General features: G+C 61.0%; 18 protein-coding genes, 1 tRNA gene and 1 pseudogene. 13 read left to right on the top strand and 7 right to left on the bottom strand.

From position 1 onward, the window contains the following. The first annotated feature begins 128 nt into the window (after positions 1-128). Positions 129-368 carry a hypothetical protein gene (locus tag LOY52_RS14555; RefSeq protein WP_258674574.1) on the top strand — a complete coding sequence of 80 codons (240 nt, stop codon included), beginning with the start codon at positions 129-131 and terminating at the stop codon, positions 366-368. A 127-nt stretch (positions 369-495) separates the two neighbouring features. Here the strand turns inward: LOY52_RS14555 and LOY52_RS14550 are convergent, their stop codons facing one another. The 3 genes and pseudogenes from LOY52_RS14550 to LOY52_RS14540 all read right to left on the bottom strand — a co-directional run bounded on the left by LOY52_RS14550 (position 496) and on the right by LOY52_RS14540 (position 2,004). Beyond that, on the bottom strand, positions 496-1,386 hold the full coding sequence (locus tag LOY52_RS14550) for a serine hydrolase (RefSeq protein WP_258674572.1): 891 nt from the start codon (positions 1,384-1,386) through the stop codon (positions 496-498). Between the two features lie 109 nt (positions 1,387-1,495). Next, positions 1,496-1,705: pseudogene (locus LOY52_RS14545) on the bottom strand (hypothetical protein). 211 nt (positions 1,706-1,916) lie between these two features. Further along, a tRNA-Ser gene (locus LOY52_RS14540) sits at positions 1,917-2,004 on the bottom strand. 123 nt (positions 2,005-2,127) lie between these two features. On the opposite strand from LOY52_RS14540, the gene LOY52_RS14535 reads away from it, so the two are divergent. After that, the gene (locus LOY52_RS14535; protein ID WP_027613775.1) at positions 2,128-2,799 is read left to right on the top strand and encodes a Bax inhibitor-1/YccA family protein; all 672 of its coding nucleotides are present in this window, start codon (positions 2,128-2,130) and stop codon (positions 2,797-2,799) included. Between the two features lie 63 nt (positions 2,800-2,862). Here the strand turns inward: LOY52_RS14535 and LOY52_RS14530 are convergent, their stop codons facing one another. Both LOY52_RS14530 and LOY52_RS14525 read right to left on the bottom strand, forming a co-directional pair. Further along, positions 2,863-3,189: a YceK/YidQ family lipoprotein gene (locus tag LOY52_RS14530; RefSeq protein WP_258674570.1), complete on the bottom strand. Its 327-nt coding sequence runs from the start codon at positions 3,187-3,189 to the stop codon at positions 2,863-2,865. A 58-nt stretch (positions 3,190-3,247) separates the two neighbouring features. Further along, positions 3,248-3,685, bottom strand: a complete 438-nt coding sequence (locus LOY52_RS14525; RefSeq protein ID WP_007915449.1) for an Lrp/AsnC family transcriptional regulator — start codon at positions 3,683-3,685, stop codon at positions 3,248-3,250. Between the two features lie 150 nt (positions 3,686-3,835). On the opposite strand from LOY52_RS14525, the gene LOY52_RS14520 reads away from it, so the two are divergent. Then, positions 3,836-4,729, top strand: coding sequence for a DMT family transporter (locus LOY52_RS14520; protein ID WP_258674568.1), 894 nt, complete (start codon positions 3,836-3,838; stop codon positions 4,727-4,729). Positions 4,730-4,731: 2 nt separating this feature from the next. Here LOY52_RS14520 and LOY52_RS14515 read toward each other — a convergent pair whose 3' ends face one another. After that, the gene (locus LOY52_RS14515) at positions 4,732-5,772 is read right to left on the bottom strand and encodes an FUSC family protein (protein WP_258679874.1); all 1,041 of its coding nucleotides are present in this window, start codon (positions 5,770-5,772) and stop codon (positions 4,732-4,734) included. Between the two features lie 46 nt (positions 5,773-5,818). Beyond that, on the bottom strand, positions 5,819-7,444 hold the full coding sequence (locus LOY52_RS14510) for an NADP-dependent glyceraldehyde-3-phosphate dehydrogenase (protein ID WP_258674566.1): 1,626 nt from the start codon (positions 7,442-7,444) through the stop codon (positions 5,819-5,821). A gap of 314 nt (positions 7,445-7,758) precedes the next feature. Here LOY52_RS14510 and LOY52_RS14505 point away from each other — a divergent pair, with 314 nt between their 5' ends. The 10 genes from LOY52_RS14505 (at position 7,759) to LOY52_RS14460 (ending at position 18,544) form a co-directional block, all read left to right on the top strand. Beyond that, complete coding sequence (locus LOY52_RS14505) at positions 7,759-8,112, top strand: cytochrome c5 family protein (protein WP_258674565.1); 354 nt, start codon at positions 7,759-7,761, stop codon at positions 8,110-8,112. A gap of 76 nt (positions 8,113-8,188) precedes the next feature. After that, complete coding sequence (locus LOY52_RS14500) at positions 8,189-9,517, top strand: D-arabinono-1,4-lactone oxidase (protein ID WP_258679873.1); 1,329 nt, start codon at positions 8,189-8,191, stop codon at positions 9,515-9,517. Positions 9,518-9,591: 74 nt separating this feature from the next. Further along, the gene (locus LOY52_RS14495; RefSeq protein ID WP_258679872.1) at positions 9,592-10,800 is read left to right on the top strand and encodes a DSD1 family PLP-dependent enzyme; all 1,209 of its coding nucleotides are present in this window, start codon (positions 9,592-9,594) and stop codon (positions 10,798-10,800) included. 167 nt (positions 10,801-10,967) lie between these two features. Beyond that, positions 10,968-11,369 (top strand): hypothetical protein, encoded by a 402-nt coding sequence (locus tag LOY52_RS14490; protein ID WP_258674563.1) that lies wholly within the window; start codon positions 10,968-10,970, stop codon positions 11,367-11,369. A gap of 213 nt (positions 11,370-11,582) precedes the next feature. Continuing rightward, entirely contained in the window at positions 11,583-12,194 is a 612-nt protein-coding gene (locus LOY52_RS14485; RefSeq protein WP_007969141.1) for a transposase, read from the top strand. A gap of 57 nt (positions 12,195-12,251) precedes the next feature. After that, positions 12,252-13,850: a ShlB/FhaC/HecB family hemolysin secretion/activation protein gene (locus LOY52_RS14480; protein WP_258674561.1), complete on the top strand. Its 1,599-nt coding sequence runs from the start codon at positions 12,252-12,254 to the stop codon at positions 13,848-13,850. A 12-nt stretch (positions 13,851-13,862) separates the two neighbouring features. Next, positions 13,863-15,662: a DUF2341 domain-containing protein gene (locus LOY52_RS14475; protein ID WP_258674559.1), complete on the top strand. Its 1,800-nt coding sequence runs from the start codon at positions 13,863-13,865 to the stop codon at positions 15,660-15,662. 11 nt (positions 15,663-15,673) lie between these two features. Then, entirely contained in the window at positions 15,674-16,099 is a 426-nt protein-coding gene (locus tag LOY52_RS14470; protein WP_003224462.1) for a biopolymer transporter ExbD, read from the top strand. 3 nt (positions 16,100-16,102) lie between these two features. After that, positions 16,103-16,807, top strand: coding sequence for an energy transducer TonB (locus tag LOY52_RS14465; RefSeq protein ID WP_258674556.1), 705 nt, complete (start codon positions 16,103-16,105; stop codon positions 16,805-16,807). 39 nt (positions 16,808-16,846) lie between these two features. Next, complete coding sequence (locus tag LOY52_RS14460; protein ID WP_258674555.1) at positions 16,847-18,544, top strand: putative porin; 1,698 nt, start codon at positions 16,847-16,849, stop codon at positions 18,542-18,544. Positions 18,545-18,559: the final 15 nt, after the last annotated feature.

Raw genomic sequence — 18,559 nt, 5'->3', positions numbered from 1 at the left:
GTACAGTAATTGAGGCGAGACAGGTGGGCGAGGGTGAGGCGACGAGTTGCGCGCCAGTCGTCTACTTGAACTAAAAGCTGACTGGAAAGTCAGGTCAGCTATAGGTCTCCACTCATCAAGGGCTATTCATGCGCAACTACACGATCCAATACCTGTTCAACGGCGAGTCCCGTACACAAGAGATTGAGCTGAACCAGTCTGAGCTTGCCGTTCACGATGCTGCTATGCATCTCCTAGAGCTACATTTTGGAGATGGCGAGAACAGCTTGATCATGCCGACAGCCGATTCGACTGCTGTAGAAATTCTAGAGCAGGCCAGCCTGGTTGGAATTACTGGAATCGAAGTGCGTGTTGCTGGAGAGGTTTAACCATGCGGGTCGAAGCCGTCTGATTTGGATTACTCGGGCGGCGGCTTTCGGCCAGAAGCAGCCACCAACAGGGCTGCTAGCGACACGCAGCGACTGTCGTTGCTGTGCAACGACAACCTGCAAAGCTTCAGAGAACCGTTGCCAGTGCTTCACGGATTTGCTGAACGACCAGCGCTTCGATGCCTCCCTCATCTGAATCCGGCGAGAAAACTGCGCAGCACGCGGCGGTGTCTCCAACCGCGCATCGATAGACTGCCACCACGCTGCCGGGCCCACGCCCGGTATGCCCAGCTAGGGTCAGGCCACCCTCGATTGAGCCTCGCATCAAACCCAGAGCGTACCCGGGCGTGACCCAGGGACGGCCGGAAAGGGGGCCACCCAGCATTCGGGTCGATTGCATTTCCTCAAGCAGGTTGGAAGGAAGAAGCGCACCGGCAAGCAAGCGATCCAGAAAAAGGGCAGCCTGCGAAATAGGACCGATCAACAAGCCGTGATAGACCCAGTGGGGGTCGTAGTTCAACGCATTGCCGGGGTACTCCCCTTGTAGTTCTGAACGCTCTGTCGCAAAGCGAACCGCCGAAATGCCGAGCGGAAGTAAAACCTGGCGACTAACGGCTTCTTCAAGGGGCAAATCCAGAACGCGTTCGATGAGCTTGGCTACAAGCATGAAACCAATGTTCGAGTATTTCCAACCTACTCCAGGCCTGTATCTCAGCCGGTGGCCATCGAGGCGCTGCATCACTTCCTCCGTTGGCCATGCTGGTTCGTGGTTGGCAACTGCAGCGTGATACTCGGGAAGCTCACCATAGTCGGCAAGGCCCGCCTCGTGACGCAGGAGCTGGCGCAAAGTGAAGACATTCCCAGGCAGCGCAGTATCCAGGTCGAGTTGGCCGTCGCGTACCAATGTCAGGGCCGTCGCGGCCAGCACCGTCTTGGTATAACTCCACCACGGCACGAGGGGCTCGTCTTGCAGCGAAGGTGTGAGGGGCTGGCCGTTAGAAAGGGTGGAGATCAGCATCGAATTCTCAAGGGTATTGGTTGTACGGTGCGAAAGCATGGAGGCGGCAACATACTCCAGATCCGATAGCAGTGCTGGCTTTGCAACGGCAGCTTATGGCCGATAGCGGTCACTCGGGTGCCATCAAAACGGCCAAGGTCATTTTGATGAACTCCTCGTTTTTGTCGATCGTCCAGAGTGCTCCGCGCACGTTCTCGGCGACATCAGCCGATCCGCGCTGCTCGACTCAGTTGGACAGTTCCATGATGGCGGCTTCGAGTGCGAGTTGGTTTTCGTTGATCTTGAAGAGCAGGGAAGGGAGCAGGTCGGAGTTGGGCATTTTGGTTTCCTTGGCAGCCAAGGAATCAGCGTAGCACCGTGTTACATGACGAGTGTTTTAACGATTGGCAGGACGCCGGAGAGGGGGAAAATCGGTCGGAGTTATGGAACGCGTCCACAAAAGTTATGGAACACATACCGAAAGGCAGAAATTTTCGTAAGCGCCAGAAACGACAAAGCCCTGAAAAATCAGGGCTTTGTCGTACATAAGATGGCGGAGGCGATGGGATTCGAACTCATGGACCTGTTACAGTCGACGGTTTTCAAGACCGTTGCCTTAAACCACTCGGCCACACCTCCGTTTGCGTTGCGGGCGCCATAATACCTGAATGAAACACACTGTCAAACTCTGTGCATGGCTTGTTACAGAGCGTCTGTTATGATCTTTGCCACTGAACGTTTCAAACCAACAGGAGTGTCGCCATGCGCGAACAGGATTACGCAGTTCACAACAGCGTGCAGGCTGAGCAGCTAGAGGTTAGCCGCGTCCTGCGCAACACTTACGGTCTACTGGCGCTCACCCTCGCATTCAGCGGTGTGATGGCGTTTGTGGCGCAGCAGATGCGTGTCGGCTACCCGAACATTTTCGTGGTGCTGATCGGTTTCTACGGGCTGTTCTTCCTCACCAACAAACTCCGTGATTCCGCTTGGGGCCTGGTGTCCGCCTTTGCGCTGACCGGTTTCATGGGTTTCCTGCTCGGCCCGATCCTCAACCGTTACCTGGGCATGCAGGGCGGCGCTGAAGTGGTCAGTTCGGCATTCGCCATGACTGCGCTGGTGTTCGGTGGTTTGTCGGCCTACGTGCTGATCACTCGCAAGGACATGAGCTTCCTCGGTGGTTTCATCACCGCCGGTTTCTTCGTGTTGCTGGGTGCAACGCTGGCGAGCATGTTCTTCCAGATCAGCGGCCTGCAACTGGCGATCAGCGCCGGTTTCGTGCTGTTCTCGTCGGTGTGCATTCTGTTCCAGACCAGCGCGATCATCCACGGTGGCGAGCGCAACTACATCATGGCAACCATCAGCCTGTATGTATCGATCTACAACCTGTTCATCAGCTTGTTGCAGATCTTCGGCATCATGAGCCGCGACGACTGATCGCTGTTGTGAAATAACGAAAAACCCGCTTCGGCGGGTTTTTTGTTGTCTGCGAAAAGCGGATCAGTTGATCACCATGCTGCCATCGGCCTGTTGCTTGTAAATCGTGTAGGGCAGCAAGAATGTGTCCAGCACACCCGAAACCGCTGCATCCACCACCAGGCCAATTGAGGCGTTGTTGTAATTGAACGCGTCGACGTCATCCGGTTTTTCGGCGTGCAGCATGCAGAAGTCGTAGGTTGCACCGCTGTAAATACGCGGAACAGCGCCGCAGTAGCTTTTCTGGGTTTTCAGCTGTTTCACGGAGAAATTGTCGCTGAGCGCAACGGTCTGTACCGTCCCGCACCCGGTGAGCATCAATACCGTCAGCATCACTGCCTGAGTTCTCATTACCGCCAATCCTTCGCCGGAAAAATCTTAATCTACGCCGAACAGGCGCAAAAAGCATTCACGCCATCGGCGGCAAACGGCGTTTGACCGGGGTTTTCTTGACGATCGCGGTGTTGGTTTCGGCCAGCGTGTTGAGGCGGTCGAGCAGGGTGTCCAGCTGTTCCATCGAGCGCACGTGCAAGCGAGCGATGAAGCAGTCCTCGCCGGTGACCTTGTCGCACTCGGTGAATTCCGGGATCGACAGGATCTGCCGTTCCACTTCCTGCAGTTGCCCCGGCAGTGGACGTACCCGGACGATGGCCTGGAGTTGATAACCAAAGCATTTGGGGTCGATCTCGACGGTATAGCCCTTGAGCACGCCGCGTTCCTCCAGCCGGCGCAGGCGTTCGGCCACGCTGGGTGACGACAGGCCGCTGATCTGCGCCAATGCCTTGAGCGAGCGGCGTGAGTCTTCCATCAAGGCGCTGATGAGGATCTGGTCGATATCGTCGGTCATGGCGTAACTCCGGCATTAGGCATCTGAGGGAAAACACCCGCGATAAAAAAGGCAGAAGTCGAGTTTAGCCTGCTTTTTGCGCTGGAGGCGTGGGGTGTCGGCTTGGCATACTTTTGCCACGCTTTCGTCAAACGCTTAGGGAGATCGATGATGGACAACACAATCCGCCGCGGTTCATTGGAAATGACCACCGCCATGCTGATTTCCGGGACCATCGGCTGGTTCGTGCTGATCTCCGGGCAACCGGTGCTGGATGTGGTGTTCTGGCGCTGCGTGTTCGGCGCCGGCACCTTGCTGCTGATCTGCGCGGCGTTCGGCTTCTTGCGTCCGGGCATTCTGACCCGCACCACGTTTCTGCTCGCGGTGGTCAGCGGGGTGGCGATTGTCGGCAACTGGGTGTTGTTGTTCGGCTCGTATTCCCGGGCCTCGATCGCCATCGGCACGGCGGTCTATAACGTGCAGCCGTTCATGCTGGTTGGTTTGGCGGCGCTGTTTCTCGGCGAGAAAATTACCTTGCAGAAGCTGTTCTGGCTGGCGATTTCCTTTCTCGGCATGCTGGCAATCGTTAGCGCCCATGGCACGCAGGGCGAGGGCGGTAGCGAATACCTGCTGGGTATTGCGCTCGCATTGGGCGCGGCGTTGCTCTACGCGATTGCGGCGCTGATCATCAAGCGCCTCACCGGCACGCCGCCGCATCTGATCGCGCTGATCCAGGTCTGCACCGGAGTGCTGTTGCTCGCGCCGTTCGCGCACTTCAACGGCCTGCCGCAAACCAACGGCGCCTGGGCCAGTCTGGTGGCGCTGGGCATCGTCCACACCGGCCTGATGTACGTGCTGCTGTACGGCGCGATCCAGAAACTGCCGACTGCCCTGACTGGTGCGCTGTCCTTCATCTACCCGATTGCGGCGATTTTCGTCGACTGGTTCGCCTTCGGCCATCGCCTGGAGATCCTGCAATGGATCGGGGTGGCAGCGATTCTGCTGGCCGCCGCCGGGATGCAACAGGGCTGGAGACTGAAGTCGCGACGGCTGGCTACTCCGTAGGCTCAGATGTTCCAGCGCGGCGCCGTCATCGCCAGGCGTTGGCGCAGCTCGCCAATGTTCGCGGCCAGTTGTCGGGTCAGCAAGCGGTAACCGTCCAGCGTGCTGTAGACCGGTGTGTCGAGGCTCGCGTCAGGCAATTCCAGGGGGCGCTGCAGGCGTTGCGTGGCGCCAGACTTCAAAGCCCGGGCCATGCCGATCAGTTGCACGCGGATCACCCGGTGCTCGGCCCGCAGTGCCGATTGCAGGTGCGCCATGGCGTCGGGGTCGTTGGCATCCGGGCGAGTGTTGCCGAGGATTTCCAGGGTACTGACGCACATCCGCAGGTTGCGTTGAATCGCATCCAGTTCGGTCATGGAGATTTTCACTTCCTTGGACACCGAAGGCATCAGCGAGCGCAGTTGCACCATCACCGTGGTCACCCGGCCCATCAGCTTCAGATGTTCATCGGCGCTCACCGGTTGGCCGCTGATGATCCGCCCGTACAACGTGGCGCAGTCGCGCAAGGCATCGGCCAGGTTGTAGCGCCACGAATACACGGCGTACAGCGGCAGGGCGAAGGAAAATGCCAGGGCCAGGGCGATGCCGATCAGAATGTCGACCCCGCGCCATAAGCCATCGGTGATCGGGTTGTCGCCATGCCCGGCGACAATGAATACGGTGATTGCCGAGAGCAGGGCGGTGTACCCGCCCTTGCCGATGGCGTGATAGGAGAAGAACCCGCAGACCACCGCCATGGCAAAGTAGGTCAGCCACGGCAGGCCCAGCCATGCCTGTTGCGCTACCAGCAGCAGACCGACGCCGGCACCGATCAGGGTGCCGGTGGCGCGTTCGGCGGCTTTCTTGCCGATGTTGCCGTGGTGTTGCAGGCCGCCGATCACCACCAGCATGGTCACCGAAGCCCACTCGCCGTGGGGCAGGTTGATGCCGGTGGTCAGCAGGATGGTCGCCAGCAGCCCCAGCGCTACCCGCACCGCGTGAATCAGTCGGGCGTGCTGGTAGCGGCGGTACGGGTCCAGCAACGGACGCAGGATTCGCCGCAGCAGCGGTGGCAGTCGTTGGGTGCTGAATGTGCTCAGTGCAAGGTCCTCGTCAGAAGATGTAGTCGGTGGTCAGGAAGCTCGAATCGCGGCCGCGAATGATTTCGCTGATCAGGTCCTTGTTGCTGTCCTGGAACTTGGTCGCCACCAGTGTGCGGATCGAAAACACCCGCAGGGCATCGTGTACCGACAGCGTGCCCTCGGCGGAGTTCTTGCGCCCGTTGAACGGGTAGGTGTCCGGGCCGCGCTGGCACTGGGCATTGAGGTTGATTCGCCCGACCTGGTTGGCGAAGGTGTCGACCAGTCGGCCGATCGCTACCGGGTTGGTGCCGAACAGGCTCAGTTGCTGACCGAAGTCCGATTCCAGCACGTAATCGATCACGGTATCGAGGTGACGGTACGGCACGATCGGCACCACCGGGCCGAACTGCTCCTCGTTGTACACGCGCATCTGCGGCGTCACCGGGTACAGCACGGCCGGGTAGAAGAACGACTCGCGACTCTCGCCACCGTTCGGGTTGACCACTTGTGCGCCCTTGCTCTGCGCGTCGGCCACCAGACCGTGCAGGTAATCGACCTTGCCCGACTCCGGCAACGGCGTCAGCGCCACGCCGCTGTCCCACGGCATGCCCGGCTTGAGGGTGGCCAGTTTGGCGTTGAATTTTTCGATGAAGGCATCGACCACGTCCTCATGCACAAACAGGATCTTCAGCGCGGTGCAGCGCTGGCCGTTGAACGACAGCGAACCGGTGACCGCTTCGCTGACCGCATTGTCCAGATCGACTTCCGGCAGGACGATGCCGGGGTTCTTCGCATCCAGGCCCAGCGCGGCGCGCAAGCGGTGTGGTTTCGGATGCAGTTTTTTCAGGTCGCTGGCGGCCTTGTTGGTGCCGATGAAGGCGAAAATATCAATCTTGCCGCTGGCCATCAGCGCGCTGACGGTTTCGCGGCCGCTGCCGTAGATCACGTTGATCACGCCGGTCGGGAAACTGTCGCGGAATGCTTCGAGCAGCGGGCGGATCAGCAGCACGCCGAGTTTGGCCGGTTTGAACACCACGGTGTTGCCCATGATCAGCGCCGGAATCAGCGTGGTGAAGGTTTCGTTCAGCGGATAGTTGTAAGGCCCCATGCACAGTGCCACGCCGAGCGGCACGCGGCGGATCTGGCCGAGAGTGTCCTGTTCCAGCTCGAAACGGCTGGAGCGGCGGTCGAGTTCTTTCAGTGCGTTGATGGTGTCGACGATGTAGTCGCAGGTGCGGTCGAACTCTTTTTCCGAGTCCTTGAGGTTCTTGCCGATCTCCCACATCAGCAGCTTGACCACGGCTTCGCGCTGCTGGCGCATCCGGCCGAGGAACGCTTCAACGTGCTGGATGCGTTCGGCCACGCGCAGGGTCGGCCACAGGCCCTGACCGCGATCGTAGGCACGCACGGCGGCGTCGAGGGCGGTGAGCGCGGTGTCGGCGTCGAGCAGCGGAGTGCTGCCGAGAATCACTTGTTCATCGCCGTTCTCGCCGTGCAGGTACACCGGGCTGCGCACGGTGGCGAGCGGGCCGTCCCAGCGACGCAGTTGGCCATCGACGAGGTATTCGCGTTGCTCGACCTGAGCGTCGAGGCGGTATTTTTCCGGGATGTCGCTGACAGAAGGGAACAGATTGCCAAGGATGTTTGCTGTGGTCATGTCGCTACCCCGTGTTGATGTCCGTATACAGATCAAAAAGTCTTTACAGGTTATACGCCTGAATACGCCGAGATTTAAACCCGCCAATGTCACGCGAATGTCACGCCAAGCCCTGTAGGAGCTGCCGAAGCTGCGATCTTTTGACTTTGCTTTTGAGGAGCAAGATCAAAAGATCGCAGCCTGCGGCAGCTCCTACAGAGGGATGGTGTGGCCCCGTTTGGCCCCATCGTTGTCCCGCAATGCCCTCAACCCGCTGCCGTGCCTGCCTTAAGGTGTGCTCACAACAATCAGCGATGCCACCCTCGAGGATCGTTATGCGGGCAATTCCACTCACTTTACTGCTGGCGCTGTTCATGACGCTGTACGGCTGCGACGAGAAATCCGCACCGCCGGCGACCACTCACAACGCCACCCCCTCCGACCCGGCCCTGGCGCAGATCTACGCCAACAGCTGCCAGCTCTGTCACGCCAATCCCGCAGCCAACGCACCATTGACCGGTGACCGTAAAGCCTGGGAGCCGCGCATTCGCCAGGGTGCCGACACGCTGCTCGACCACGCCATCAACGGCTACAACGGCATGCCGCCGATGGGCCAGTGCGTCGAGTGCACCGAAGAGCAATTCCTGCAACTGATCGGCTTCATGGCCGATCAGCCCCTCCCACAATAAGGGCGCGCGAATGAGCATGGATCTGACACGGCGTCAGTTGTTGCAACGGGCAAGCATCGTCGGCGCGTTCAGCGCATTGGCGGCCAATCCCGCGCTGGGACAATTGATGCGCGCACCGCGGCTGATTCCCTGGCGCAACTGGTCGGGCGGGCAGAGTTGCCTGCCGGCGGCGCGGCTGGCGCCGAAGAATCTTGATGAACTACGCGCTGCGATTCGTCAGGCCCAAGGCAAAATCCGCCCGGTCGGTTCGGCGCATTCGTTCAGCGCACTGGTGCCCACCGACGGCACGTTGCTGTCGCTGAGCTACTTCACCGGGCTGCTCGACCACGATCCGAACACCCTGCAGGCGGAATTCGGCGCCGGCACGCCAATGTCGCGCATGGGCGTGCCGCTGAAGGACGTCGGCCAGGCCCTGCAGAACATGGCCGATATCGATTACCAGACTCTCGCCGGGGCAATTTCCACCTCGACCCACGGCACCGGCAAAACCTTTCAGTCGTACTCGGCGCATGTCTGCGGCCTGCAACTGGTAACGGCCAATGGCGAGGTGCTGGACTGCGACAGCCAGCGTCATCCAGAAGTGTTCAACGCCGCGCGGGTGTCCCTCGGGGCACTGGGCGTGGCGACGAAAATCCGTCTGCAAAATCGCCCGGCCTACCGCCTGCGCGAACGCCAGTGGATCGCCAAGACCGAAGAGCTGCTGGAAGACCTCGACAAGAACACCCGGGAAAACCAGCACTGGGAAATGCTCGTGGTCACCCATTCCGACTACGCGCTGTCCATCGCCCTCAACGAAACCAGCGACCCGGCCACGCCGCCGATCCCGCCCGAAGAGGAGGGCGGCAACGAGTTCGTGACCCTGATCGAGAAGATCGACAAGTACGGCAGCGACTTCCCCGAGCTGCGCCGCACGCTGCTCAACAGCCTGCGGCATATGGCGAGTTTCGATGATCGGGTCGGCGACTCGTTCGACATCTACGCCAACGTGCGCACCGTGCGCTTCAACGAGATGGAATACTCGGTGCCCGCCGAACACGGCCCGGCCTGTCTGCGTGAAATCCTCAAGCTGATTCAGGACAAGGACCTGCGCACCTGGTTTCCCATCGAGTACCGCTACGTCAAGGCCGACGACATTCCGCTGAGCATGTTTGAGGGCCGCGACAGCTGTTCGATCTCGGTGCACCAGCATTACCAGATGGATCATCACAACTTCTTCGCCGCGGTCGAGCCGATCTTCTGGAAGTACAACGGCCGCCCGCACTGGGGCAAATTGCACACGCTCAACGCGAAGAATCTGCAGCCGCTGTACCCGCGCTGGCGCGAGTTTGTCGACGTACGTCAGGCGCTGGACCCGAGCGGACGCTTTCTCAACGCGCATCTGTCGTCGATTCTGGGGGTGAGCTGATGGCGGTCAATCGACGCAATTTTCTCCTCGGTACGCTGGGTGTCGGCGCTTTGTTAATGGGCGTAGGCGCCTGGCTGCGACCGGGTGATCGCGGTGCGCCGTACAGCGAGTATTTCCGCGCGCTGAATAACGAACTGAAAGACCAGGGCCCGATGCGCCCGGTGCTGCTGATCGATCTGGATCGCCTCGATCACAACATCGACGTGGTGATGCAGTCGGTCAAGCGCGGCGGCAAGCAATTGCGTCTGGTGGAGAAATCGCTGCCGTCTCCGGGGCTGTTGAGCTACATCGCGCAGCGGGCCGGGGCGCAAAAACTCATGTCGTTTCATCAGCCGTTTCTCAATCACGATGCTGTAGCGTTTCCGCAGTCCGACATCCTGCTCGGCAAGCCGTTGCCGGTGCGTTCGGCTGCGCTTTTCTATCAAACCCACACAGGCCCGTTCGATCCGTCCAGGCAACTGCAATGGTTGCTCGACGGGCCTGCACGGCTGCAGCAATACCTGGCGTTGGCGCAAGGGCTGGGCACGCGGATGCGCATCAACATCGAACTGGATGTCGGCCTGCATCGCGGCGGGGTCAGTGATGTGAATGTGTTGGGGCAGATGCTCACGCTGATCAGCGCCAATCCACAGCATCTGCAGTTCGCCGGGTTCATGGGCTACGACCCGTTCGTGGGCATGGGCGTGCCGGGGATTCTCGGTTCGCCCGAGGAACTGTTCGCCAAGGTGATGGTGATTTATCAGCGCTGCGTCGATTTCACCCGCCTGCAGTATCCGGCGTTGTGGAATGACCACCTGTGCCTGAACACCGCTGGCAGCCCGAGTTACCGCATCCATGAGAACGAGACGCTGAGCACCGAGGTTTCGGTAGGTACGGCGATGCTCAAGCCGACGCATTACGACTTGCCATCGCTGGTTGACCACGTGCCCGCGACCTACATCGCTACCCCGGTGCTGAAGAGCACGGGCGCGGTGAACATCCCGGCGCTGGATGACAAGTCGAAGTTGTTCTCGTGGTGGGATGCCAATCAGCGCCAGACATTTTTCATCTATGGCGGCAACTGGATGGCCGAGTTCGAATCACCGCCGGGGTTGCAGAGCAATGGGGTGTACGGGCGCAGCTCGAATCAGGAGATGGTCAACGGTTCCAACGCCGTGGGCCTGACCGTCGAGGATCAAGTGTTCCTGCGCCCGACCCAGACCGAGGCGGTGCTCCTGCAATTCGGTGATCTGCTGGCCGTGCGTGGCGGCAAGATCGTCGACACCTGGCCGGTGTACAGCTGAAGGCCAAATCATGCAGCGTGCGACCGATATCAGAGGCCGTCCACTGTCAGGTCTGACAGTAGACGGTGCGTTTGCGGTGCGCGCAATAATCGGTTTCATGGCGTCGTGGTTGAAGGGGCGAGGATTACCTTTAGGCGTTGTTCATAAATCCCTTTTATGGATAGGTGATGGAAATGGCGACTATGGGAACATTTGAATTCACAAGTGATGTCTGGAAGACGACGCAGGCGAATGCGCTCGACCTGAAAGAGGAGAGCTCACTGTACAAAGTGCGGGCGCAAAGAGTAGTTGGCAAAAACCGTGAAATGTTCGATCTGGGTTTTCCGAAGCGGGAGGGCACGAACAAGTTCGATTTTTCCGAACTTTCCTCAATCAAGTATGTTTTTTTTAATGACGATTACACCTTTCGATTTACAGGGAAATCTGGCTCTCTGACTGCCACGAGTGCAGGGGGGGCTGTGGCCGTTACGGGAACGTTCAACTTTGAAATGACCGCCGATCCTGACAGTGATTCACAAGGGCCAACAACACTGAGCATCACCGATGGCAAATTCGATCTGAAAAACTGATCTGCATTTTTCTGCATCATCCAGAACCGTGGGAGCGAACAGGTTCGATCCCACGGTTTTTTACGCCTGCGGGTTCTGCGCCAATTCATTAATGAAGCTTTCATGACAAAAGTTCGGTAGCACATAGTCAGTCCGGTCATGCCTATGTAACGCGCTTGAGGGGCCCATCGGGGCGCTTTTCACAAGCCGAGGCGGGACGCCGGGAGTGAGGCAATGGGGACTATGGAACGCTACTCGAAAGTGGGCATGCAGGAACTCGATCAGCGCCTGTCGAAGATCGTCGAAGCCGCGCGCAAGAAGCCGGTGTCGGTGTATCGCTACGGCGCGCCGTGGGTCTGGATCGTGTCGCAGGATGACTGGCAGGGCGCCTTGAAAGAGGTCTCCAGCTACATTCCGCCCGGCCATTCGCTGGTGTTGCTGCGCCCGCAGATCGACGACTTGCTCGACGCCCATCAAGGCCTGTTGCACGAACTCAATGCCGAGCCCGGCATGCTCATCCCCGCGCAAACCGTCATGCACATCCTGCTCCTGCAACTGCTGTATTCGGTGCCCAGCGAGCAGCAACTGTATGAGCAACTCAATTACAACCTGCTGTTCCGCTGGTTCGTCGGTCTTGGCCTGAACCAGAAAGTCTGGAGCTTCAACGTCCTCAGTCGCGACATCGCCACGCTGCTCAACAACCCGCGTGCGGTGCAGCTCATTCAGAAAATCATCGGCGAAGTGTTCTGCGGTGCCTTGCTGCAAATGCCCGAGTTCTCGTTGAACTTCGCGCTGTTGCATACCTGGCTCGGCAAGCACAGCGGTGCCTCGACAGTCAGCAACTGACGCAACACACAAGGCGCGCAACAGCGCCAACAGGTCATCGCGAATTCAGGGGGTAGTGTGGATCAGATTTTCACGTCACGGCTGGCGCTGTGGGGCTGGCTGCTGGTGACGGCCGGCGCGCAACCGGCATTCGCCGAAGAGGCTGCCCAAGGCGCCGCGCCGCAACGTCTGGTGGACGTCAACGAATACTTCGTGCGCGGCAACACCGTGCTCGACGCCCGGGCCATCGAAGAAGCGGTGTATCCGTTTCTCGGTCCGCAAAAAGCCATGACTGACATCGAAGGCGCCCGCGATGCGTTGCAGAAGGCCTATCAGGAGCGCGGCTACCAATCGGTGTTCGTCGAGTTGCCGGAGCAAGCGGTAGCGGACGGCATCGTCTACCTGCAAGTCAGCGAAACCAAGGTCGGCCGGGTGCGCGTGGTTGGGGCCAAACACTATTCGCCGCTGGACATCCGCGACAACGTCCCGGCGCTGAAAGAAGGCGAGGTGCCGGACTTCGCCAAGGTTCAGGGCGAACTGGCGCAGCTCAACAAGACCCCGGGCCGCCAGGTCATGCCGCTGGTGCGCGAAGGTCAGCGCCCCGGCACCATGGACGTAGACTTGCAGGTCGAAGACCAGAACCCCTGGACCGGCAGCATCGGCCTCAACAACGACTACAGCGCCGACACCGAAAAGCTGCGCGCCGTCACCAGCCTCGGCTACAACAACCTCTGGCAACTCGGCCACAGCATCAACCTGACGTACTTCACCGCACCGCAGGACACCGACAACGCCAAGGTCTGGTCGGCTTCCTACACCGCGCCGCTGAGCGAGCGCTGGAGCGTGCAGTTCTCCGGTTATCAGTCCGACAGTAACGTCGCCACCATCGGCGGCAGCAACGTGCTGGGCAAGGGTCACTCCTACGGCGTATCGGCGATCTACACGTTGCCGTCCAGTGGTAACTGGTCGAACTCGCTGTCGGCCGGTATCGACTTCAAGGACTTCGACGAGCGTCTGACCCTGTCCGGCGAGAGCGACAAGGTGCCGCTGAAATACGCGCCGTTCACCTTCGCCTACAACGGCTTCCGCTACACCGAAAAGAGTCAGCTCGGCCTCGGCCTGAGTCTGGTCGCGGCCACCCGCAGCATCTTCGGCTACGGCAGTTCCGACGAAGACTTCGACTACAAACGCTACCGCGCCAATCCGAGTTTCGCCGTGGTCAAGGGTGACAGCAACTTCACCTGGACCTTCGACAACGACTGGCAAAGCGCGAGCAAAGGCGCTTTCCAATTGGCGTCAGGGCCGCTGGTTTCCAACGAACAGTTTTCTGCTGGCGGCGCGACCTCGGTGCGCGGTTATCTCGCGGCTGAGCGCACCGGCGATGACGGCGTGCTGCTCAGTCAGGAACTGCGCACGCCGTCGCTGGCGAAATACGCCGGCAGCTGGATGCAGGAATGGCGCTTCTACGCCTTTGCCGAAGGCGCGCAACTGTATCTGCGCGACGAGCTGCCGGACCAGGACGCCAGTTACGCCCTGGCCAGTGTCGGTCTCGGCACCCGCGCCAGCCTGAGCAAATGGCTGTCCGGCAGCCTCGACTGGGGCTACCCGCTACTCGAAGGGCCGAACACCTCGAAGCAGGAATCGCGCCTGCACTTCAACCTTCAAGCCACTTTTTAAAGGAGCACGTTCATGCAGCGCCTCATTCTTTCGTTGTTGATCTGCCTGGGCTTCGTGCTCCCGGCCACGGCGCAGGCCTGGTGGCAGGACGACTGGCATTACCGCAAACAGATCGCCGTCGACACCACGCCGCAGGGCGCCGGAATCAATCAGGCCCTGGGCCGCACTGCGCTGCTGGTGCGCCTGCACACCGGCAATTTCACCTTCGACGGGGTCAAGGAAGACGGCGCGGATTTGCGCTTCGTCGCCGCCGATGACAAGACCGTGCTCAACCACCAGATCGAAAGCTTCGACGCGTTGATGGGCATGGCGCTGATCTGGGTCGATGTACCGAATGTCGAGGGCGGCCAGCGTCAGGACATCTGGATGTACTACGGCAATCAGAAGGCTCCGGCCACCGGCAACGGCCAGCTGACCTTCGATCCGAATTACACCGCGCTCTATCACTTCGACGGCGCCACCGGCACGCCGGCCAAGGACACCACCGCTTACGGCAACACCGCACAAAGCGCCACCGGCGCGGCGATTGACGGCGTGGTCGGGCGCGCCTTGCAGTTCAGCGGTCAGCCGTTGCTACTGCCGGCCAGTCCGTCGTTGCAGCACAGCGCCGGCAGTGCGTTCACCTTCAGCGCCTGGCTGCGTCTGGATCAGGCCAATGGCGAGCAACTGATCCTTGCCCGCCGCGAAGGCGCCAACAGCCTGCTGGTCGGGGTCAATCAAGGTGTGCCGTTTGTGGAGATCGACGGCCAGCGCGCCGTGGCCTCTCAACCGCTGAATCCGGGGCAATGGCAGCATGTCGCGCTGACCGCGGAAGGTTCGAAAGTCAGCCTGTACATCAACGGTCGTGAGAGTGCGACCCTCGCTCAGGCGATGCCGGCGTTCAATTCGGTGATGGCGGTTGGCGGCGATCTGGCCGCAGGCCCATACCAGCCGTTCGTGGGCGCCATCGACGAACTGCGCCTGTCGAAAGTCGCGCGCCCGGCACCATTGCTGCTGGCTGATGCGACCTCCCAAGGCGCCGAGTCGAAACTGGTGGCCTACGGCGTTGACGAAGAACAGTCCGGTTTCGGTTTCGGCAGCCTCGGTTTCCTGCTCAACGCGGTACCGGTGGACGCCTGGGTGATCATCGCCGTGCTGGTGCTGATGATGTTCCAGTCGTGGATCATCATGCTGCGCAAGAACCGCACCCTCAGCCGCGTGAGCAAGGCCAACGAGGACTTCCGCGAGCAGTTCGCCAAGGTCGGTACCCGTCTGGAAATGTTCGCCGACGACGCGCAACTCGCCCAGCGTCTGCAGCACTCGCCGCTGTGGCGCCTGTACGCGGTGGCGGTCAAGGAAATCCGTACTCGCCGCGAGCAGGGCGCCGATACCTCTTCGGTGTCCGCTGCAACCATTGAAGCGATCCGCTGCTCGATGGACGGCGTACGCACTCGCGAAAACCAGGCGCTCAGCTCGAAACTCTCGACCCTGTCCAACGCCATCGCCGGCGGCCCGTACATCGGCCTGCTCGGCACCGTGCTGGGGATCATGGTGGTGTTCCTCGGCACCGCGATGGCCGGCGACGTCAACATCAACGCCATTGCGCCGGGCATGGCCGCTGCGTTGCTCGCTACCGCCATGGGCCTGTTCGTCGCGATCCCGGCGCTGTTTGGCTACAACCGCCTGATCACCCGCAACAAGGAAGTCAGCGCCGACATGCGCGTGTTCGTCGACGAGTTCATCACCCGTCTGGCGGAGATGCACGGCGAGGGCCAGTCCAGCGAAGCGGCGCATCAGCGCGGCCATCACGCCAACCACTCCGTACCGGCCTGAGGAGCACTGCCATGGCGTCCGTAAATGCCTCCCACGACGATGACGAAGATGCAGCGGTGGACAGCATCAACATCACCCCACTGGTCGACGTGCTGATGGTGGTGCTGGTGATGTTCATCCTCACCGCCACCGCGCAGGTCTCGGGGATCCAGATCAACCTGCCCAAGGCCAGCGCCTCGGTGTCGCTGTCGGAGGCCAAGACCAAGGCGATTTCGGTCAACGACGGTGGTCAGGTGTTCCTCGACGCCTACCCGGTGACCCTGGCCGAGCTGGAGGAACGCCTGCGCATCGAGAAAGCGCAGAGCCCGGACTTCCCGGTGATCGTGCGCGGCGACGCCACGGTGCAGTACCAGAAGGTCATCGAAGTGCTGGATCTGTTGCGCCGGCTCGAACTGTCCCAGGTCGGTCTGGTGACCGGCAAACCGACGCAGGGCTGAGTGATGACCGCACAACTGCCAATCGAGCCTTTGCCGGTGAAGAAGTCGCCACTGCGCTACGTGAAGTGGGGCGCCGGGCTGCTGCTCGGTGCGCTCGCCGCGTGGTTCCTGTGGCAGTGGGCCAATGACATGAGCGGCGTGCGCCGTGAAGCGCCGAAGGTGCCGACGATCATCCCGTTGCCGCCACCGCCGCCACCACCCCCGGAAAAACCGCCGGAGCCGGAAACCCCGGTTGAAGAAAAAGTCGTCGAGCCCGAACCGACGCCCGAGCCGCAAGAGGTCAAGCCCGAGGAAGAGGCGCCGCCATCGCCGGCGGACGATCTGGCCAACCCGATGCAAATGGACGGCGACGCCCAGAGCGGCAACGACGCTTTCAACATCGGCGCGGGCAAGGGCGGCGGCATGGCCGGGGCGGGTGGCGGACGCCTGGGCACCGGCACCTACAGCCAGTTCCTCGCGTTCACCTTTCAGAAGCTGCTGCGCGAGAACCCCGACCTGCGCAACCTGGCGTTTTCGCTGCAGGCCGATGTGTGGCTGAGCAGCGTCGGCGAAATCACCCGGGTCGAGCTGGTCAAGTCCAGCGGCAAGCCCGAGATCGACACTCAGGTGCTGGCCGCATTGCGTAACGCGCCCCATCTGAGCGAACGGCCACCGGCCTCCATCACTTTGCCTGTGCGCCTGTCCCTGCAAGGGCGGCGTCCGGGTTAACCGAATTCATAAAGCTGTATGAAAAGGAGTTGTGTGCAGATGATTTCCAACGTGAATCGATTGTCCCTGGCGGTCGGCATGGTCATCGCGACCCTGGTCGGTCAGGCCGCGGCAGCGCCTGCGCCCTCGGAGAACGCCACGATCAATCTGATCCGCTTGCTGGTCGAGCAGGGCATTCTGAAACAGGACAAGGCTGACGCGCTGATCGCCCAGGCGCAGAACGAAGCCGCCCAGGCCAAGCAGGCAGCGGCTTCGACAGCGGTCGCAGCCGGTCCGGTGGCCGCACCGGGCGATGTGCGCGTGCAGTACGTGCCCGCCGCGGTGCGCGACCAGATCCGCGATCAGGTCAAGGCCGAGGTCATGGCCACCGCCAAGCAGGAAAACTGGGCGGCGCCCAACACCTTCCCGGACTGGGCTTCGCGCATCAGCTTCGATGGCGACATCCGCCTGCGCGATGAATCGCGTTACTACTCGGGCAGCAACAGCAACGAAATCGTCGACTTCGCCAAACTCAACAACAACGGCCCGTACGACGTGAACCCCAACAGCAGCACCAATCTGCCGCCGTTGCTCAATACCCGTGAAGATCGCACCAACCAATTCCGTCTGCGCGCACGTCTGGGCATGAAAGCGGTGATCTCGCCGGAATGGACCGCCGGCATCCGCATCGGTACCGGCTCGGACAACAACCCGGTATCGACCACCCAGAACCTCGGCGGCGGCTTCGCCAAGAAAGACATCTGGCTCGATCAGGGCTACCTGAACTGGAAGCCCACCGACGAGCTGACCCTGACCGGCGGGCGTTTCGCCAACCCGTTCATGTCCACCGACATGCTGTATTCCAACGACCTGAATTTCGATGGCGTGGCGGCGATTTTCGACCACAAGCTCAACCGCGACTGGGGTGTGTTCGGCACCGTCGGCGCGTTCCCGGTGGATTACACCAACGACACCACCACCAGCAACGGTTTCGACAAGGAAGAAAGCGACAACAAGTGGCTTTACGGTGCGCAGATCGGCGCCAAGTGGGCGATCAACAGCAACAACCGCCTCAAGGGTGCGTTGGCCTATTACCGTTTCGACGACATTCAGGGGCAACGCTCCAGCCCTTGCGAACCGTGGGCCGGCGCGCCGGGCTGCGACACCGACGGCACTCGTGCGGCGTTCATGCAGAAGGGCAACAGCGTGTTCCTGCTGCGCGACATCACGCCGAACCCGGCCAACCCGACCACCACGCCGCAGCCGCAATTCGTCGGTCTGGCGTCGGAATTCAACCTGCTCGACCTGAACCTGGTGTGGGACGCCGACCTGCCAGAGGACTTCAAGCTGCGCAGCCAGGGCAACTACATCCACAACCTCGGTTACGACGAAGGCGACATGCGCAAGCGCTCCGAGGGGCAGATCGTCAACAACCTCAACAGCAGCGGCGAGATCGAAAGCGGCGCCAATGCGTGGATGGTGCAGTTCACCCTCGGCAACGCGCTGGACCTGAAGAAGCAGGGCGACTGGAATATGTTCGCCGGCTACAAGTACATCCAGCCGGATGCCTTGCCTGACGGCTTCAACGACTCGTCGTTCCACCTCGGCGGCACCAACGCCAAGGGCTATTTCCTCGGTGGCAATTACGGTCTGGCGAAGAACGTCTACGCCACCGGCCGCTGGCTGAGCACCGAGGCGGTGTACGGCGCGCCGTTCGACATTGATGTCTTGCAGCTTGAGATCAACACGCGCTTCTAAGGCGCCGGGAGTACG

The organism is Pseudomonas sp. B21-051 (assembly GCF_024748795.1).
Lineage (GTDB): Bacteria > Pseudomonadota > Gammaproteobacteria > Pseudomonadales > Pseudomonadaceae > Aquipseudomonas > Aquipseudomonas putida_A.
This window is presented reverse-complemented; position numbering and strand designations above follow the sequence as displayed.

Coding starts and splice junctions, on each gene's coding strand:
- LOY52_RS14555 (WP_258674574.1), top strand. CDS start 129: ATGCGCAACTACACGATCCAATACCTGTTCAACGGCGAGTCCCGTACA.
- LOY52_RS14550 (WP_258674572.1), bottom strand. CDS start 1,386: ATGCTGATCTCCACCCTTTCTAACGGCCAGCCCCTCACACCTTCGCTG.
- LOY52_RS14535 (WP_027613775.1), top strand. CDS start 2,128: ATGCGCGAACAGGATTACGCAGTTCACAACAGCGTGCAGGCTGAGCAG.
- LOY52_RS14530 (WP_258674570.1), bottom strand. CDS start 3,189: ATGAGAACTCAGGCAGTGATGCTGACGGTATTGATGCTCACCGGGTGC.
- LOY52_RS14525 (WP_007915449.1), bottom strand. CDS start 3,685: ATGACCGACGATATCGACCAGATCCTCATCAGCGCCTTGATGGAAGAC.
- LOY52_RS14520 (WP_258674568.1), top strand. CDS start 3,836: ATGGACAACACAATCCGCCGCGGTTCATTGGAAATGACCACCGCCATG.
- LOY52_RS14510 (WP_258674566.1), bottom strand. CDS start 7,444: ATGACCACAGCAAACATCCTTGGCAATCTGTTCCCTTCTGTCAGCGAC.
- LOY52_RS14505 (WP_258674565.1), top strand. CDS start 7,759: ATGCGGGCAATTCCACTCACTTTACTGCTGGCGCTGTTCATGACGCTG.
- LOY52_RS14490 (WP_258674563.1), top strand. CDS start 10,968: ATGGAAATGGCGACTATGGGAACATTTGAATTCACAAGTGATGTCTGG.
- LOY52_RS14485 (WP_007969141.1), top strand. CDS start 11,583: ATGGGGACTATGGAACGCTACTCGAAAGTGGGCATGCAGGAACTCGAT.
- LOY52_RS14475 (WP_258674559.1), top strand. CDS start 13,863: ATGCAGCGCCTCATTCTTTCGTTGTTGATCTGCCTGGGCTTCGTGCTC.
- LOY52_RS14470 (WP_003224462.1), top strand. CDS start 15,674: ATGGCGTCCGTAAATGCCTCCCACGACGATGACGAAGATGCAGCGGTG.
- LOY52_RS14465 (WP_258674556.1), top strand. CDS start 16,103: ATGACCGCACAACTGCCAATCGAGCCTTTGCCGGTGAAGAAGTCGCCA.
- LOY52_RS14460 (WP_258674555.1), top strand. CDS start 16,847: ATGATTTCCAACGTGAATCGATTGTCCCTGGCGGTCGGCATGGTCATC.